We start from the raw sequence: 16,502 nt of genomic DNA on the forward strand, positions 1-16,502 counted from the left end.
AGTGGTCTAGTCCAAGTGTGGTCCAGTCCAATGCGGCGCCTCCTGCCGCGGCGGCCGCACGCCCGGCCGGCCCCCACCGCGCCCGGACACCCCCTTGTCTCACGGCTGTCCCACGGCAGGAGCATCCCCCACATGCGCGCTACCGCCAGACCCTCCCACGCCGCACCGCCCGGCCGCCGCCTGCTCGCGGCCGCCACCGCCTGGACGGTCGCCGCAGCCGGCGCCGTCGCGCTGACCGTCGGCCTCGCCAACTCCGCCAGTGCCGGCGAGTTCCTGGCCAACGGCGGCTTCGAGAGCGGCTCGCTCGCTCCGTTCAGCTGCACCGGCGGCACCGGCAGCGTCGTCACCGGCCAGTCCCACAGCGGAAGTTACGCCCTCGCCGGGGCCGCCTCGGCGAGCGACAACGCCCAGTGCACGCAGACCGTCGCGGTCGCCCCCAACACCGCCTACACGCTCAGCGCCTGGGTGAAGGGCGCCTACGTCTACCTCGGCGTCGACGGCGGAGCCTCGACCTGGACGCCGAGCACCGGCGGCGCCTACCAGAAGCTGACCGTCAGCTTCACCACCGGCGCCAGCCAGACCAGCGCCACCGTCTTCACCCACGGCTGGTACGGCCAGGGCACCTACTGGGCCGACGACATCTCGCTGGACGGCCCGGGCGCACCCTCGCAGCCGCCGACCAGCCAGCCCCCGACGTCGCAGCCGCCCACCTCCCAGCCCCCGACGTCGCAGCCGCCGACCAGCCAGCCGCCGACCTCGCAGCCGCCGACCTCGCAGCCCCCGACCACCCAGCCGCCCGGTGGCGGACTGCCCGCGCACGCGCTGGTCGGCTACCTGCACGCGAGCTTCGCCAACGGCGCCGGCTACACCCGGATGGCGGACGTCCCGGCGTCCTGGGACGTCATCAACCTGTCCTTCGGCGAGCCGACCTCGGTGACCTCCGGCGACATCCGGTTCAACCGCTGCCCGGCGACCGAGTGCCCGACCGTCGAGTCCGACGCCGACTTCAAGGCGGCCATCGCCGCCAAGCGCGCCCAGGGCAAGAAGGTGCTGATCTCGATCGGCGGCCAGAACGGCCAGGTCCAGCTCACCACCACCGCCGCCCGCGACGCCTTCGTCTCCTCGGTCTCGGCGATCATCGACAAGTGGGGCCTGGACGGCCTCGACATCGACTTCGAGGGCCACTCGCTCTCCCTCAACACCGGCGACACCGACTTCAAGAACCCCACCACCCCGGTGGTGGTCAACCTGATCTCGGCACTGAAGACGCTCAAGGCCAAGTACGGCGCCGGCTTCGTGCTGACCATGGCCCCGGAGACCTTCTTCGTCCAACTCGGCTACCAGTACTACGGTTCGGGCCCCTGGGGCGGCCAGGACCCGCGGGCCGGCGCCTACCTGCCGGTCATCCACGCGATGCGCAACGACCTGACCCTGCTGCACGTCCAGGACTACAACTCCGGCTCCATCATGGGCCTGGACAACCAGTACCACTCGATGGGCGGCGCGGACTTCCACGTCGCGATGACCGACATGCTGCTCAAGGGCTTCCCGGTGGCCGGCAACACGGCGAACGTGTTCCCGCCGCTGGCCGCCTCGCAGGTCGCCATCGGCATGCCCGCCACCACCAACGCGGGCAACGGCTACGTCGCCCCGGCCGAGGTGAACAAGGCGCTGGACTGCCTGACCAAGGCCGTCAACTGCGGCAGCTACGTCCCGCGCGGCGGGGCGCAGCCGAACCTGCGCGGCCTGATGACCTGGTCGATCAACTGGGACCGCTTCGGCGGGCAGGAGTTCTCCAAGAACTTCGACGCCTACTTCGGCTGACCCGCACCCACCGGGCCCCGGGCGGACCTTCCGCCCGGGGCCCGGTGTCGTTGACGCCCCCGCGGCGGCGGCCGATCATGGGGACAGCCCGACCACCAGCAGGGAGAGCCCATGATCGGCCCGCTCGTCCTCGGCCTCGACGCCGGCGGCACCGGCAGCCGGGCGGTCGTCGCCGACCTGCACGGCCGGGTCCTGGGCCGGGCCCGCGGCGAGGGCGCCAACCCCGTCGCGCACGGCCGGGCCGCCGCCGCCCGGGCGGTCGGCGCCACCCTGCGGGCCGCCCTCGCCGGCCTGGACGCGTCCGAGGTCGCGGCCGGCGTGGTCGGCCTGGCCGGTGCGCTGGTCGCCGAACCCGGACTCGACGGGCTCTGGCCCGAGGTCGGACTCTCCGTCACCCCCCGTACCACCAGCGACCTCGCGCTCGCCTACACCGCGGGCACCGGCAGCCCGGACGGCTCCGTCCTGATCGGCGGCACCGGTGCGGTCGCCGCCGAGGTGCGCGACCACACGCCCGTCCGGCTCGCCGACGGCCACGGCTGGCTGCTCGGCGACCTCGGCTCCGGCCAGTGGCTCGGCCGGGAGGCCGTCCGCCTCGCACTCACCGCCGTCGACGCCGGCCGGCCGCTCGCCGGTACCGCGGCGGCGGCCGCCGTGGAACTCGCCGGGCGGTCCGCCGGGGACGGCCTGCGGGCCGCGCTGCTCGGCGCGGTGTACGGCGAACCGCCCGTCCGACTGGCCCGGCTCGCCCCGCTGGTGCTGGAGGCGGCCGCCGCCGGCGAGGGCGAGGCGCAGCGGCTGGTCGACGAGGCGGCCCGCCATCTGCTGGCCACCCTGGAGACCGTCCGCCCGGCCGGATCGGCACGGCCGGTGGTCCTCGCCGGCGGGGTGCTCGGCCCGACGTCCCCGCTCGCCGACGCCGTCCGGGCGGGCGTGGCCGCACGCTGGCCGGCCGCCGGGGTCCGCACCGCGGGCAGCACCGCCGGCGCGGCCGCCTGGCTCGCCGCCCGCACCCTCGGCCCCGGCGCCGCCACCGAGGAACTCCACCGCACCCTGGTCGCCTCCGGCGCCTAGGGATCCGTCTTCACCGGGCAGTCGGGCAGCCGACCATGTGCGCGGGGAAGGTCCCGGGAACGCCGAAGGCCCCCCGCTTCCGCGAGGGGCCTTCGACCGTCTGTGCGCCGCCAGGGACTCGAACCCCGGACCCGCTGATTAAGAGTCAGCTGCTTCCCCGGCGGCCAGCATGGCCACGAACTTCTCGATGCGACGGGCCCGGGTCTCCGGCCGCTTGGCCTCCTGCACCCGGTGCAGGATCGAGTACCGGTTGGTGCCGTCCAGGGCGGCGAAGTTCTCCGCCGCGGCAGGCACCGCGGCCAGGGCCGCGGCCAGGTCGTCCGGCACGGTCGCCGAGCGGGGGCTGTCGTAGGCGGCGTCCCACCGGCCGTCGGCCCGGGCCCGCTCGACCTCGGCGAGGCCGGCCGGGCGCATCCGGCCGGCGGCGGTGAGCGCCTGCACCTTCTCCCGGTTGATCTTGGACCAGCGGCTGCGGGCCGTACGGGGCGTGAACCGCTGCAGCCAGTGCCGGTCGTCGAAGGACCGCTTCTGTCCGTCGATCCAGCCGAAGCAGAGCGCGGCGTCCAACGCCCCGGGGTAGTCCAGCGAGGTGACGCCCGGGGTCTTCTTGCGGAGCTTCAGCCAGATCCCGGGGGAGGAGTCGTGGTGCGCGTCGAGCCAGGCCTCGAACTCCTCGGCGGAGTCGAAGGCGAGCGTGTCCGGCAGGTCGGCCATGCCCGCAGTGAACCACAGCGCACCGACGGATGAGGCGGGATCAGGTCCAGGGGGCGACCACCGCGAGCAGCCCGCCGCCCGGCGGCGGCCGGTGGGCGGCGGCCTCCGCCAACCCCAGGACGGCGTCCGGCACCAGCCGGAAGGCCCCCTCCTCCCACAGCTCCACCAGTTCGCCCAGCTCCGCGGACTCGGCGGCGCCGACCGTCCGCCCGCCCGGCGGCGGCACCGGCGCAGCCACCCGCTCCGGGCCGCCCGCCAGCTCCGGCCAGAGCGTCGCGGTGCCCGGGCCGACGGCGTCCAGCACCGCGTCCACGCCCTGCGGCGCGGCGGCCCGGGCACGGTCGGCCAGCTGCGCGCCGTAGCCGATCGGCACGGCGCCGGCCTCGCGCAGCGCCGCGTGCTCCCGTTCGGCCGCCACCGCCAGCACCGCGGCGCCGCGCCGCAGCGCGAGCGAGACGGCCGCCCGGCCGGCCGCCGCCCCGGCGCCGTGCACCAGCAGGGTCCGGCCGCGCCGCACCCCGAGCCGGTCCAGGGCGGCCCGGACGCCCGCCGCGGTGACCGGCAGCACCGCCGCCTCGGCCCAGAGCAGCGCGGCGGGCCGGTGCGTCACCCGGTCGGCGTCCGCGGCGACGTACTCGGCGCAGGCACCCGCCGGGCAGTGGCCGAGCACCTCGTCGCCGACCTCCAGGCCGTACGTGCCCGGGCCGAGCTGCACCACCACCCCGGCGAACTCCAGCCCCGGCACCCCGGCCGGGGCGCCGCCGACCGGCGGCAGCCCGGCCGTCTCCACCCGGACGAGGACCTGCCCCGGGCCCGGCCGCGGCACCACCGCCTCGACCGTCCGCGGGAGGCCGGCCGCACGGCCCGGTCCCGGGTACTCCAGCGCCCGCACCGGTCACCTCCCGCTCCCGTGCCCGCTCCCGTGCCCGCTCCCGTCCGTGTGCCCGGCGAGCCGCGCCGGGCGGGTGCTTAGTCACATTTATGCTGATCTGCGGGGTAGGGGACCGCATGTCGCACGGACCGGGGCGTACGGACAGGGAGTGGATGGGTGGCCCAGCTGTCGCTGCTGTTCCTGGTGCTCCTCGCGTCCGTGGTGACGATGCCGCTGGCCCGCCGCATCCACGTGCCGCAGCCGGTGCTGATGACCCTGCTCGGTCTGGCCATGGCGCTCGTCCCGCAGATCCCCAACGTCCGGGTCGACCCGGACTTCATCCTGCCGCTGGTGCTGCCGCCGCTGATCTTCGCGGTGGCCCGGCGCTCCTCCGTCCGCTACTTCCGCGCCAACGTCCGGCCGATCCTGCTGCTGGCGGTCGCCCTGGTCGCCGTCACCACGACCGTGGTGGCCGCCGTCTTCCAGTGGCGGGTGCCCGGCCTGCCGCTCGCCGCGGCGGTGGCGCTCGGCGCGCTGGTCTCGCCGCCCGACCCGGTGGCCGCGGTCGCGGTGGCCGGCTCGATCGGCCTGCCGCGCCGCCTGGTCGCGGTGCTGGAGGGCGAGGGCCTGTTCAACGACGTCACCGCGATCGTCATCTACTCGCTGGCCATCGAGGCGGTGGTCAGCGGCCACTTCTCCACGGCGGACGCCGCCCTGCGCCTGGTGCTCTCCGCGGTGGTCGCCGTCGTCCTGGGGATCGCCCTGGGCTGGCTGAACACCTGGCTGGCCGGCCGGCTCGACGACCCCACCCAGCAGGTCGCGCTCAACCTGCTCGTCCCGTTCGCCGCCTACACCCTCGCCGAGGAGGCGCACGGCTCGGGCGTGCTCGCCGTGGTGGTCTGCGCGCTGTACCTCGCCGACCGGGCCGCCGACGCGGACGACGTGTCCTTCCGGCTGGTCGGCAACGCCTTCTGGGAGATCGTCGAGATCCTCATCACCGGTGTGGCCTTCGGCCTGATCGGCCTGGAGCTGAGCACCGTGCTGGCCGACGTCCGCTCCAGCTGGCGCGGCATGCTCGGCGACACCGCCTGGGTGGTCGCCGCGGTGGTGCTCGTCCGGCTGCTGTGGCTGCTGCCCGCCGCCTGGATCTCCGAACGGCTCACCCACGGCGAGGAGGACACCCCGATCAGCTGGCGCGAGACCGTGGTGCTCTGGTGGTCCGGGATGCGCGGGGTGGCCACCGTGGCGCTCGCCCTCGCGGTGCCGCTCACCGTGCACGGCGGGCCCTTCCCCGACCGCAGCGAGATCGTCTTCGTCGCCTTCTCCGTGGTGCTGTTCACCCTCCTGGTGCAGGGGCTCTCGCTGCCCTGGCTGGTGCGGCTGCTCGGCCTGCGCGACCACCCGGACGTCCACGACGAGGCGCTGCGGGTGCTGCGCTGGCGGGCCGCGAAGGCGGGACTGCACCGGCTGGAGGAGCTGGAGGAGGAGCGACGGCTGCCCGCCGAACTCGTCGACCGCCTCCGCGAACGCCAGCACGACCGGCTCGCCCGGCTCTATCCCGAGCGGTACGAGGAGGACGAGGCGGCCGAGGCCAAACGCCGTCTGGCCCGCTGGCGACAGGCGGCCGAGGTCGAGCAGGAGATGATCGCCGCCTCCCGCCGGGAGGTGCTGACGGCCCGTGGGGAGCCGGGCAGTGACCCCGGGATGGCCGACCGGGTGTTGCGCGAGCTCGACCTCCGCTCGGCGCGCAAGTGAGCGGGCCGGCCGGGGATAGGCTGGCGGCGGGCAAGGCCGTCAACGGAGTCGGCGCCACGCACCACGCTGCCGCACGTCCTCGCGCACCCTCCCGCCGGGCCCTGCAGGTAACGCATCCGGATGATTCAAGGAGCAACCGATGTCGGAGAACCGTCCCGGCTCTCGCATCCCCCTGGACCGCACGCCCCAGTGGGCCGCGCTGGCCAAGCACCGCGAGGAGCTCGGTGAGCAGCACCTGCGCGGGCTGTTCGAGGCCGACCCCGAGCGCGGTGAGCGGTACACCCTGACCGTCGGCGACCTGCACGTCGACTACTCCAAGCAGCTGGTGACCGACGAGACGCTGGCCCTGCTGCGCGAGCTCGCCGGGGCCACCGGCGTGGCCGCCCTGCGCGACGCGATGTTCCGCGGCGAGAAGATCAACATCACCGAGGACCGCGCCGTCCTGCACACCGCGCTGCGCGCCCCGCGCAACGCCGTGGTCGAGGTGGACGGCGAGAACGTCGTGCCCGCCGTGCACGCGGTGCTCGACAAGATGGCCGCCTTCGCCGACCGCGTCCGCAGCGGCGAGTGGACGGGCCACACCGGCAAGCGCATCCGCACGGTCGTCAACATCGGCATCGGCGGCTCCGACCTCGGCCCGGCGATGGCCTACGAGGTGCTGCGCTCCTTCACCGACCGCGGCATCGACGTCCGCTTCGTCTCCAACGTGGACGGCGCCGACCTGAACGAGGCACTGGTCGGCGCGGACGCCGAGGAGACGCTGTTCGTCGTCGCGTCCAAGACCTTCACCACCATCGAGACCGTCACCAACGCGGTCTCCGCGAAGAACTGGCTGCTCACCGAGCTGCGCGCGGACACCGACGCGGTCGCCAAGCACTTCGTCGCGCTCTCCACCAACGCGCAGGGCGTCGCCGACTTCGGCATCGACACCGCCAACATGTTCGAGTTCTGGGACTGGGTGGGCGGCCGCTACTCCTACGACTCCGCCATCGGCCTCTCGCTGATGATCGCCATCGGCCCGGAGCGGTTCCGCGAGATGCTGGACGGCTTCCACCTGGTCGACGAGCACTTCCGCACCGCTCCGCCGGAGCAGAACGTCCCGCTGCTGCTCGGCCTGCTCGGCGTCTGGTACGGCGCGTTCTTCGACGCCCAGTCGCACGCGGTGCTGCCGTACTCGCACTACCTGTCGAAGTTCACCGCCTACCTGCAGCAGCTGGACATGGAGTCCAACGGCAAGTCGGTGGACCGCGAGGGCCGGCCGGTGACCTGGCAGACCGGTCCGGTGGTCTGGGGCACCCCCGGCACCAACGGCCAGCACGCCTACTACCAGCTGCTGCACCAGGGCACCAAGGTGATCCCGGCCGACTTCATCGGCTTCGCGAAGCCGGTCGAGGCCCTGCTGCCCGGCCTGGTCGCCCAGCACGACCTGCTGATGGCCAACTTCTTCGCGCAGACCCAGGCGCTGGCCTTCGGCAAGACCGCCGAGGAGGTCGCGGCCGAGGGCGTGCCTGCCGAGCTGGTGCCGCACAAGACCTTCCGCGGAAACCACCCCACCACCACCGTGCTGGCCGCCGAGCTCACCCCGTCGGTGCTCGGCCAGCTCGTCGCGCTCTACGAGCACAAGGTGTTCGTCCAGGGCGCGATCTGGAACATCGACTCCTTCGACCAGTGGGGCGTCGAGCTGGGCAAGGTGCTGGCCAAGCGGATCGAGCCGGTGCTGCTGACCGGCGAGGGCGCCGAGAAGCTGGACAGCTCCACGGCCGGGCTGGTCGCGCGCTACCGCGCGCTGCGCGACCGCTGATCGCGCGGGTGGCGGTGCCGCCCCGGTCGGGGCGGCCCCGCCGCCGTGTCCGGACCCGCCGCGTCCCGGGTTGCCGCGGCGGCACCTTGACGGGTGGTCAGCGCCCCGCCGTCCAGCAGTTCGGGCAGCCGCCGGGCTGGTTCGGCGGGCAGCAGGCCGAGGCCGGCGAGGTCGGCCCGGCCGAGGCGCGCGGGGAGCCGGTGGCGGTCGCCGGGCCCGGCGGCACCGGGGTGCGGCGCAGCTCCGCGGAGCGCGGGAGCAGCGCCAGCAGCACGATCAGCGCGGCCCCGCCCAGCACGGCCAGGGCCACCAGCAGCCGGTGGCGCCACACGGCGATCCGGTGCGCGCGCAGCGCGGACGACTCCAGGCCGGCGAGCTCGGCGCGGAGCCACTCCTCCCAGCCCGGCGGCGTACTGCGCGCGGGATCGTCGGGCGCCATGGACGGCGAGATTAGCAGTCGTGGACGCACCACGGAACGCCGAAGGCCCCCCGCTTCCGCGAGGGGCCTTCGACCGTCTGTGCGCCGCCAGGGACTCGAACCCCGGACCCGCTGATTAAGAGTCAGCTGCTCGCGGGCTCAGGCCGACGGCGCCGGGTGCAGCACCCCGGCGGGCTCCTCCGCCACCTGCGGGGGGAGCGCCGGCAGGGCCGCCGCACGGGCCTCGCCGCGCGCCGCCCGGACGCAGGCCCACAGCACCACGGCCGCCCCCGGCAGCCACGGCTCGCGGGAGTCCGGGGCGACGATCCAGCGGCCCGCGCCGAGCCCGGGCGAGTCCGGGGCGTCCACCATCCGCTGCACCGGCGGCACGGTCACCGCGTCGCCCTTGCCGTGGCAGAGCAGCGGCGGGACGTCGCGCGCCCACTCCTCCCAGGCCAGCAGGGTGCGCAGCCGGGGCGCCGCGCCCGGCTGGACGAAGAGCAGGGTGCGTCCGCGGAAGGCGGCGACCGGGCCGCAGCCCGGGCCGGAGGACCACAACTCGTCCAGCACCCGGCGGCCGAACAGCGACGGCATGCTGATCACGTCGAAGGCGCGACCGCAGGGCAGCACGGTGGAGGCCCAGGGACGCGCCTCCCACAGGGCCCGCATGGAGCGCGGGTACTCGCTGGCCGAGGCCAGCCAGGCCTCGCCGGCGACCGTGACGTACTCCACGGATTGATACGTCCAGATGTCCACCCCAGCAGCGTGGACCGTACCGCCGCCGGAACGGACGGAAAACCCGGTTCGCCGGACACCGCACCGCGCCACGGCGTACCCTTACCGGCCGCATATGCCAGAGGCCCGGTTCGGCGGCGCCGGGGCGGGCCGGCTCAGTGCTCCGCGCTGCGCTGCTTCTGCAGGCCGCGGCCGTACTCGACCATGCGCACCGCGTAGTCGGGCGTCCAGTCCGCGCGGGCGGCGATCTCCGTCGGGCTCAGCGCGTCGAAGCGACGGGTGTCGGCGAGCTGCGCGGCGGCGATCGCCTGGAAGTCGGTGGCGCGCTCCGCGGCCGCCCGGAACGCCAACGCCAACTCGGTGGAACGGCGCAGCAGTTCGGCCGGGTCCTCGATGGACTCCAGGTCGAAGAAACGCTCCTGCTCCGGCTCGTCGGCCTGCGGCTCGAAGAGCAGCTGGGCCGGCCGCAGCCGACGTGCAGGAGGGGTACCCGGGCCCGGGGCGGCCTGCGCGGGGACACCGCTCTGGTCGGACGCCTGCGCATGGGGATCGGGCATGGACGGACACCTCCGGAGACGCCGGTGACAGGAAAGGGCCGTCGTCCATTGTCGCGCGGCGGCGGCCCGTAGCGGAACGGTGTGCACCAGGTCGCTATTCCCCGCCGGGGCGCACGTGTCACCTGCGGCGCGCCCCCGACCGGCCGCCGTCCGCCGTCAGGACAGCGGCACCCGGTGCGCGGCCAGGTGCGCCAGCACCGCGTGGTTGGCCTCCCAGCCGTCCGGGAACTTCACCGCCACCCCCAGCTGCACCGGCTCCGTCGACGGATGCTCGTCGAGCAGCTCGGCGATCCCCGCCCGGGCCACCACGATGCAGGCGTGCCGGTGCCGCGAGGCGAGCACGCACAGCCGGCCGGTCTCCAGGTGGAAGGCCGTCGCGTCGGGCCGTCCGGAGAGCGGGTGCAGCACCACCGTCACGTCGTACTCGCGGCCCTGCAGCCGGTTCGCGGTGTCCACCGTCACCGCCGGACCGACCGCCGCGTCCACCGGCACGTCCAGCGCCACCAGTGCCTGCCGCACCGCAGCGGCCTGGTCGCGGTGCGCGGTGCCGACCGCGATCCGGCCCGGCGCCACCGGGGCGGAACCCTGCTCGGAGTGCGCCGTCAGCCCGCGGTCCAGCAGTCGCCGGACGACCGCCGCGACCGCGGCCACCGCCTGCGGATCCGTCCGCACGGTGTGCCGCGCGGGCAGCTCCAGCAGCGCCCAGCCGCTCTCCACCGCCTCGTCGATCGCCGCGTCCACCGGCGAGCCGTCCGCCCGGACGCCCGCCGTCAGCCGCCGCTCGCCCTGCCCGGTGCCCGAGCGGAACGGCGTGTACGGGTAGAACGCCGCCGAGATCAGCGGCGCCGCCGAGGCAGGCAGCCGCCAGGACACCGGCAGCCGGTGCGGCCGGATCGCCGGGTTGTGCGCGAGCAGCGTCACCACCGCGCTGCTCGACGGGTCGTACGACAGCCCCGCCCACTGGTCGGTGCCCACCACGGTGAACGGGTCCAGCTGGCCGGGGTCGCCGACGAACAGCGCCCGCTCGAACAGCCGGGCCACCGCCAGCAGCGCGTCCGAACGCATCTGGTACGCCTCGTCCACGATCGCGTGCCGCCACGGCGCCTCGGTGCGCACCCACTGCCACTTCGCCGCGGTGGAGACCACCACGTCGTGCTCCAGCAGGTCGGCGACCTTCTCCGAGGCCGTCACGTTGCCGTGCCGCAGCGCCTCCGGTGCCGGGCGGGAGTCGCCCGCGTGCAGCCGGCCGATGCCGAGGTCCGGCCCCTTGGCGGCCAGCCGGTCCACCAGGTCGTCGACCTGGCTGTTGGTCTGCGCGACGATCATCAGCCGCTCGCCGGAGGCCACCAGCTCGCGCGCCGCGCGCACCACCAGCGTCGACTTGCCCGCGCCCGGCGGCGAGTCCACCACCACCCCGCGCGGCGCACCCGGCGCCGGCCGCACCGCGGCCTCCAGGATGGCCGCCACGGCGGCGTCGGCGACGGCGCCCGGCGCCTGATCGGCAGTCATGCCCGCGGTCATTCCCACTCTTCCGTACTGTTCGCCGACATCGGGGCGGCGCCCGGCGGGCCGCCGTGCGTCCACGGGGTGTCCTCCGGCTCCGGCAGCGGCGCCGACTGGCGGGACGTCAACTCGAAGAGCGTGAACACCACCCGCTCGCCGACCTCCGGCAGGCTGCCCGGCTCCGGCTCCTTGCGCCGACCCATCCCGGACACCACCCGCACCGTGACGGTGCCCGCCTCCGGGTCGAAGCCGGCGACCACCCCGCGCTGCGGCGTCGCCGCACCGACCCGGTGCACCTCCCGTCCGGCGTCCGCGTGCGGACGGTCCGCGGTGTGCACCACCAGCAGCGGCCGCGGTTTCGCCGACCGGCCCGAGGTGTCGTACTCCGGCACCACCGCGACCACCTCGCCCGCGAAGGCCTCGCCGGCCAGCCGGTGCTCGGCCATCGCCAGCGGGTCGTCCAGCGCCTCCTGCACCTCCAGCCGGACCTGCTCGCGCTCGCGCTGCGCCAGCTTGCGGGCGGCCGTCACCGCGTCGTCCTGCCTGGGCTGCGGCGGCTCGCCGGCGGCCAGCCGGTCCCGGTGGCCGGTGAACGACCAGCGGTCGCCCTCCCAGCGCTCCGCGACGTGCCCGCCCTCCGGCAGCGCCCGCAGCAGGTCGATGCCCTGCCAGACGTCCGCCCAGGTGGGCAGCAGCACCTGCTCCAGCACGCCGTGCAACTGCTCCCCGGCCCGCTTGACCACCAGCTCCGCCCGGGCCGCGTCCGCGGGGGCGGCCGTCCGGGCCGCGGCCAGCGCCGCGTCGTGCCGCACGATCGCCGGCGCCAGCACCAGCTCGTCGAACTTGGGGTCGGTGGCCGGGCCGGCCGGCGGGCGCAGCAGCTGCCCGTGCACGTCGCGCTCGCTCTCGGCCCGCTCGGCGGCCTCCGCGCCGGTCAGCCCGGCCGGCGGCAGGTGCCAGGCCAGCAGGGCGGCCAGGTGCTGGTCCTCCAGGTGGCTCTGCCCGGTCGCCCAGTGCCGGGACAGCAGGGCCGTCATCGGCAGCAGCAGGCTGGAGCCGGGCACCTGCGCCCGGTCGGTGAAGTGGGTCAGCCAGCGGCCCAGCAGCGGCACCTGGGTCGGCGCCGGGTAGGGGCCCGGATCGACGTCCTCCGCGGTGCGGCGGAAGCGGGTGGAGCGGCCGATCAGCGCCAGGTGCCGCACCGAGCCGGTGTTCGGCACGATCAGCTGCGGCGCGTCGGCGCACAGCTCCCGCACCACCGGATTCTTCTCACCCGTCTCGGTGTCCCGCTCGGTGCCCTCGACGTGCTCCACCTCGTCGGCGAAGGACTCCAGGTACGGCAGCAGGTCCGCGCCGAAGCGGGCCAGGAAGTCGAAGCGCTGGTCGCGGTTGAGCGGCTGCGGCACGATGTGCAGCCGCGGCGCCTCCCGGTCGGTGCCCAGCATCACCGCCAGCGGCGCACCGGCCTCGCCCGCCGCGGCCAGCGGCACCACGACCATCGGACGCTCCGACACGTGCCGGTGGCGCACCGTGGCCAGCGGCTCGGCGCGCCCGCTGCGGACGGCCTGCAGCCGGGCCAGCGTGGAGAGCAGGCTCACCGGGCCCACCGCCGGCGGATCGCACGGCCCGAGGGGCTCACCGGACCACCTGTCCGAGCGCCTCGGCGCGCAGCGCGGCGGCGTACCGCAGCCGGGCGGCGGCCTCGTCGGCCTCCGCGTCCTCCGGGCCGCCGCCCGGCTCGGCCCGGGCGGCCTCCAGCGCCGCACCGACGGTGCGGATCGAGCCCAGCTCGCCGCGCACCCCGCGGCCCAGCTGGTCGACCGCGTCCGAGCAGCGCGCCTGGGCCCGGCAGTGGAACGCCAGCTCGCAGGTGGAGAGGCAGTCCGGGCTGTACGCGGCCGGGACGGAGCCCACCGCGGCCGCCAGCTCCTCGGCCGGCCGGGTCGGCGCACCGCCCTCGTCCGGCACCAGGTCGAAGCTGGTGCCCTCGGGCAGGGCGGACACCAACTGCCCGATGCCGGTCATCCGGGACAGCTGGCGGCGGGTGGTGGAGAGCTCGCGGCGGACGTCCACCGCGGCCGCGGTCGGCCGGTTGGAGAAGTCCTTCGGGCAGACCAGCAGCACCGTGGTCGACGGGCTGCCCGGCAGCTCCTGGGCGCGGTACGGATCCTGCTCGACCGGCACCCCGGCCAGCGCCGCCGCCGTCTCCTGCAGCGCCAGCACGTACACCGCCGCCTGGCGGGCCGCCGCGCCGACCTTCGCCGGGTCCGCGGAGCCGTCCAGCACCGGGAAGGACTTGATCTCCACCACCGTGCAGCGGCCGCCGTGCACCAGCACCGCGTCCGGCTCCAGGTGGGCCGGGCTGCCGGCCACCGTCAGCCGGAGCATCGGGTGGTCCAGCAGCGTCCACCCCGAGGGGTCGGCGGCCGCCTCGGCCAGCGCCTCCCGGGTGCGCTCGGCGCGGACGGCCGGCGAGGAGCGGCGCAGCAGGTCCGGCACGGCGAGCGGGGCGGCGCCCTCCGCCGGCAGGCCGAGGTGGCGGCGGAGCGGTTCGAGCAGGGCCGCGTAGCCGTCGTCCTTCAGCCGGGCCTCGAAGACGTTGCCGCGGGCGAGCGCGAAGGGGGACTGGCCGAACGGGGCCGGGCGGCCCAACTGCCGGGCGACGGCGCCCTTGTCGACGCCGGCGGCGTCCAGCAGCGAGCGGCGGCGGCAGCCCGGATTGGCGGCGAGCGCGGCGAGGGCGCGGGCGTCGAGACTGCGCTGCGGCGCCCGGCCGCGCAGCTCGGAGAGCCGCTGCGCGAGCGGCTCTGACTGCCCCAGGAGCGAGACGTTCATGGTGCGGCCCAGTGTTGCATCCGCCACCGACAATCGGGGGCGGGACCTCCGGATCGGCTGCCTCGGCCGGGCCCTGGACCGGCCCCGCCGCGAGCGGGCGACAGAACGGCCCCCACCGGCGGGCGGCCGCGGGGTGCGGGATCATGGTGACCCGGCCCTCAATGGCGAGCAGGCCGCCGCGAACCCTGCTGCGAGGAGTCCCCCCATGCCCGCCCGCATCGTGCTCGTCCGCCACGGCGAGACCGCATGGTCGGTCACCGGCCAACACACCGGCCGCACCGACGTGCCCCTCACCGAGGAGGGCCGCGCGATGGCGCGCGCCCTCGGCGAGCGGCTCGCCCGCGCCCCCTGGAACGGCCTCACCGACGCCGTCGTCTACACCAGCCCGCTCTCCCGCGCCCGCGACACCGCCGAACTCGCCGGATTCGGCGAGCGCGCCGTCGACCGCCCGGAGCTCCTGGAGTGGGACTACGGCCAGTACGAGGGCCGGACCGGCCACGACATCCGCGAGACCGACCAGCCCGGCTGGCTGATCTGGCGCGACGGCGTGCCCGGCGGCGAGAAGCTCTCCGAGGTCGCCGCCCGGGTCGACGGCCTCCTCGACGAACTCCGCGGCACCCACGGCGTCCCGCACCCCGAGACCACCACCATGCACGCCGCCGACTGCGACGTGGTGCTCTTCGCCCACGGCCACCTGCTGCGCATCCTCACCGCACGGTGGCTCGGCCTGGCGCCCGAGAACGCCCAGCGCTTCAAGCTCGGCACCGCCGCCCTCTCGGTGCTCTCCTGGGAGTACGGCCTGCCCGCCGTCGAGATCTGGAACGACCACAGCCACCTCGAGTGACGGCCGCACCTGGCGGTCCGTCCCGCACGGACCGTCAGGCCGCCCCCACCGCACCGTCGTACGCGGCGAGGAACTCCGCCACCTCCGGCACCGCACCGTGCCCGCGCAGCCGCCCGGCGGTGCCCGCGAGCATCGCCCGGATCCGCGCCGACCGGACACCGTCGAGAAGCACCACCGCCGCCGAACCGTGCTCCGCCGCCCCCGCCACGTCGCCCAGGCCCAGCCGGTCGTGCGCCAGCTCCGCCGTGTACAGCGCCCGGTTGCGGACGAACTGCGGCTCCTGCAGGGCCATCGCCAGCTCCGCCTGCCGCCCCGCGAGCTCCCACTCGCCCAGCGCCGACCAGCACTGGGCCTGCAGCCCGGCCAGCTCCGCCTCGCCGAAGAACGACATCCACTCCGGGTCCGCCTCCGACGTCCCCCGGTCGAACAGCGCCGACGCCCGCGCCAGGGCCCGCTCGCAGGACGGACGGTCCCTCAGCACCGCCCACCCGCCCGCCTCGCGCAGCGCCAGCAGCGCCAGCAGGCGGTCCGAGCCGAGCCCGCACGCCGCCGACTGCCCCGCCTGCGCCGCCCGCAGCGCCTCCCGTGGCCGCCCGGCGTCCCGGGCCAGGAAGGCGCTGTTGCAGAAGACGTGCGCCTCCAGTGCGGCGTCCCCCGCCATCCGGGCGGTCGCCAGCGCCTCCGAGTAGAACGACCTGGCGTCCGCGAGCCGGTTCGAGTCGTGCGCCAACCAGCCCACCGAGATCGCCAGTTCACCGGCGCCCGACTGCAGCCGGCGCTCCGCCGAGGCCGAGTACAGCCCCTCGTTCAGCAGCACGTACGCGCTGCGCAGGGACTGCCCGGCCCGCTCGAACAGGGCGTCCGCGCCCTGTGCGTCGTCCAGCAGCCGGATCTCCCGGACGGCCCGCTCGACCCCCTCGATCTCGGCCGCACCCACCCGGCGGGGCGCCGGTACGGGCAGCGTGGGCGGCCCGGCGAAGGCGGCGGCCGGGGCCGTGCCGTCCAGGCCGAGCGCGGCCGCCAGGGCGGTCGGGCCGCCGGTCAGGAACGTACGGCGGTGCACGTCGTCGTTCTCCTCGTCGCAGTGGTGCGGATCGCCGGGAGCGGGCACGGCCGGCACCGCGGCCTCCGCCGGGCGGTCGCGGACGGACGTCCGCGGCACGAAGCCCAGGTCGGCCAGCGACCGGCCCGGCCACATGTGCCGGAACACCCGCTCGTAGGCGTAGTTGGGGCAGCGGATCTCACCCGACTCGACCCGGCCGACGTAGCGCGCGTCGCAGGACACGTGCTCGCCGATCTCCCGCGCCGCCCGGCGCACCGCGGTGGCGAACTCCCCGGGGGAGAGGTCGCCGCGCAGGTCGCGCATCACGGAGTTGGGGACGGTCGGCTCGGGTCGTGGCCCGCCGGGACTCCTGGCTGCCATGGCTGCGCTCCGAGAGTCGTGCAGGGTGGCGCCGCGGCGAATGCCGCGCCCGGGGCCGGTGGGGACCGCCCGGTGCCGCCACGACAGTACCGGCAGTCACCGGTCGGCTGCGGCGGGTGAGCGGAACCGTCCGGGGCAAACCCGGGCAAAC

Annotated in this window: 14 protein-coding genes and 2 tRNA genes; 5 read left to right on the plus strand and 11 right to left on the minus strand. The window is 75.7% G+C overall.

The genetic code is table 11. From position 1 onward, the window contains the following. Positions 1–132: 132 nt before the first annotated feature. Both IE98_RS0134780 and IE98_RS0134785 read left to right on the plus strand, forming a co-directional pair. Positions 133–1,824: a chitinase gene (locus tag IE98_RS0134780; RefSeq protein WP_043175818.1), complete on the plus strand. Its 1,692-nt coding sequence runs from the start codon at positions 133–135 to the stop codon at positions 1,822–1,824. A gap of 111 nt (positions 1,825–1,935) precedes the next feature. Next, positions 1,936–2,895, plus strand: a complete 960-nt coding sequence (locus IE98_RS0134785; RefSeq protein ID WP_030275793.1) for an N-acetylglucosamine kinase — start codon at positions 1,936–1,938, stop codon at positions 2,893–2,895. 106 nt (positions 2,896–3,001) lie between these two features. Here the strand turns inward: IE98_RS0134785 and IE98_RS0134790 are convergent. From IE98_RS0134790 to IE98_RS43540, 3 genes are all read right to left on the minus strand, one after another. Next, a tRNA-Lys gene (locus IE98_RS0134790) sits at positions 3,002–3,063 on the minus strand. After that, complete coding sequence (locus tag IE98_RS45800; protein ID WP_199923011.1) at positions 3,034–3,609, minus strand: YdeI/OmpD-associated family protein; 576 nt, start codon at positions 3,607–3,609, stop codon at positions 3,034–3,036. The genes IE98_RS0134790 and IE98_RS45800 overlap by 30 nt, the downstream gene beginning before the upstream one ends. 40 nt (positions 3,610–3,649) lie before the next feature. Beyond that, complete coding sequence (locus tag IE98_RS43540) at positions 3,650–4,501, minus strand: alcohol dehydrogenase catalytic domain-containing protein (RefSeq protein WP_052391382.1); 852 nt, start codon at positions 4,499–4,501, stop codon at positions 3,650–3,652. Between the two features lie 156 nt (positions 4,502–4,657). Here IE98_RS43540 and IE98_RS0134805 point away from each other — a divergent pair, with 156 nt between their 5' ends. Together IE98_RS0134805 and pgi are read left to right on the plus strand one after the other, a co-directional pair. Continuing rightward, complete coding sequence (locus tag IE98_RS0134805) at positions 4,658–6,235, plus strand: Na+/H+ antiporter (RefSeq protein ID WP_030275795.1); 1,578 nt, start codon at positions 4,658–4,660, stop codon at positions 6,233–6,235. Between the two features lie 139 nt (positions 6,236–6,374). Then, on the plus strand, positions 6,375–8,036 hold the full coding sequence (pgi, locus tag IE98_RS0134810) for a glucose-6-phosphate isomerase (protein WP_030275796.1): 1,662 nt from the start codon (positions 6,375–6,377) through the stop codon (positions 8,034–8,036). Between the two features lie 97 nt (positions 8,037–8,133). Here the strand turns inward: pgi and IE98_RS0134815 are convergent, their stop codons facing one another. The 7 genes from IE98_RS0134815 to IE98_RS0134845 all read right to left on the minus strand — a co-directional run bounded on the left by IE98_RS0134815 (position 8,134) and on the right by IE98_RS0134845 (position 14,084). Next, positions 8,134–8,475, minus strand: a complete 342-nt coding sequence (locus IE98_RS0134815) for a hypothetical protein (RefSeq protein ID WP_030275797.1) — start codon at positions 8,473–8,475, stop codon at positions 8,134–8,136. A gap of 80 nt (positions 8,476–8,555) precedes the next feature. Further along, positions 8,556–8,628: transfer RNA gene (locus IE98_RS0134820), tRNA-Lys, on the minus strand. Beyond that, positions 8,614–9,186, minus strand: a complete 573-nt coding sequence (locus IE98_RS45365) for a bifunctional DNA primase/polymerase (RefSeq protein WP_234443794.1) — start codon at positions 9,184–9,186, stop codon at positions 8,614–8,616. The genes IE98_RS0134820 and IE98_RS45365 overlap by 15 nt, the downstream gene beginning before the upstream one ends. Positions 9,187–9,344: 158 nt before the next feature. Beyond that, positions 9,345–9,746 (minus strand): hypothetical protein, encoded by a 402-nt coding sequence (locus IE98_RS43550; protein WP_043175824.1) that lies wholly within the window; start codon positions 9,744–9,746, stop codon positions 9,345–9,347. A gap of 156 nt (positions 9,747–9,902) precedes the next feature. Further along, positions 9,903–11,255, minus strand: coding sequence for an AAA family ATPase (locus tag IE98_RS0134835; RefSeq protein WP_030275800.1), 1,353 nt, complete (start codon positions 11,253–11,255; stop codon positions 9,903–9,905). A gap of 8 nt (positions 11,256–11,263) precedes the next feature. Beyond that, the gene (locus tag IE98_RS0134840; RefSeq protein ID WP_030275801.1) at positions 11,264–12,847 is read right to left on the minus strand and encodes a hypothetical protein; all 1,584 of its coding nucleotides are present in this window, start codon (positions 12,845–12,847) and stop codon (positions 11,264–11,266) included. A 37-nt stretch (positions 12,848–12,884) separates the two neighbouring features. Beyond that, a complete protein-coding gene (locus tag IE98_RS0134845) occupies positions 12,885–14,084 on the minus strand; it encodes a hypothetical protein (RefSeq protein WP_030275802.1) in 1,200 nt (399 codons plus the stop codon). A 205-nt stretch (positions 14,085–14,289) separates the two neighbouring features. Here IE98_RS0134845 and IE98_RS0134850 point away from each other — a divergent pair, with 205 nt between their 5' ends. Beyond that, positions 14,290–14,928, plus strand: a complete 639-nt coding sequence (locus IE98_RS0134850; RefSeq protein WP_030275803.1) for a histidine phosphatase family protein — start codon at positions 14,290–14,292, stop codon at positions 14,926–14,928. Between the two features lie 34 nt (positions 14,929–14,962). On the opposite strand, the gene IE98_RS49675 is transcribed toward IE98_RS0134850, so the two are convergent. After that, positions 14,963–16,351: a hypothetical protein gene (locus IE98_RS49675; RefSeq protein WP_030275804.1), complete on the minus strand. Its 1,389-nt coding sequence runs from the start codon at positions 16,349–16,351 to the stop codon at positions 14,963–14,965. Positions 16,352–16,502: the final 151 nt, after the last annotated feature.

It is taken from the genome of Streptomyces sp. NRRL B-24484 (assembly GCF_000717715.1).
GTDB lineage: Bacteria > Actinomycetota > Actinomycetes > Streptomycetales > Streptomycetaceae > Kitasatospora.

Coding starts and splice junctions, on each gene's coding strand:
- IE98_RS0134850 (WP_030275803.1), top strand. CDS start 14,290: ATGCCCGCCCGCATCGTGCTCGTCCGCCACGGCGAGACCGCATGGTCG.
- IE98_RS0134835 (WP_030275800.1), bottom strand. CDS start 11,255: ATGACTGCCGATCAGGCGCCGGGCGCCGTCGCCGACGCCGCCGTGGCG.
- IE98_RS0134815 (WP_030275797.1), bottom strand. CDS start 8,475: ATGGCGCCCGACGATCCCGCGCGCAGTACGCCGCCGGGCTGGGAGGAG.
- IE98_RS49675 (WP_030275804.1), bottom strand. CDS start 16,351: ATGGCAGCCAGGAGTCCCGGCGGGCCACGACCCGAGCCGACCGTCCCC.
- IE98_RS0134785 (WP_030275793.1), top strand. CDS start 1,936: ATGATCGGCCCGCTCGTCCTCGGCCTCGACGCCGGCGGCACCGGCAGC.
- IE98_RS43550 (WP_043175824.1), bottom strand. CDS start 9,746: ATGCCCGATCCCCATGCGCAGGCGTCCGACCAGAGCGGTGTCCCCGCG.
- IE98_RS45800 (WP_199923011.1), bottom strand. CDS start 3,609: ATGGCCGACCTGCCGGACACGCTCGCCTTCGACTCCGCCGAGGAGTTC.
- IE98_RS0134780 (WP_043175818.1), top strand. CDS start 133: ATGCGCGCTACCGCCAGACCCTCCCACGCCGCACCGCCCGGCCGCCGC.
- pgi (WP_030275796.1), top strand. CDS start 6,375: ATGTCGGAGAACCGTCCCGGCTCTCGCATCCCCCTGGACCGCACGCCC.
- IE98_RS0134845 (WP_030275802.1), bottom strand. CDS start 14,084: ATGAACGTCTCGCTCCTGGGGCAGTCAGAGCCGCTCGCGCAGCGGCTC.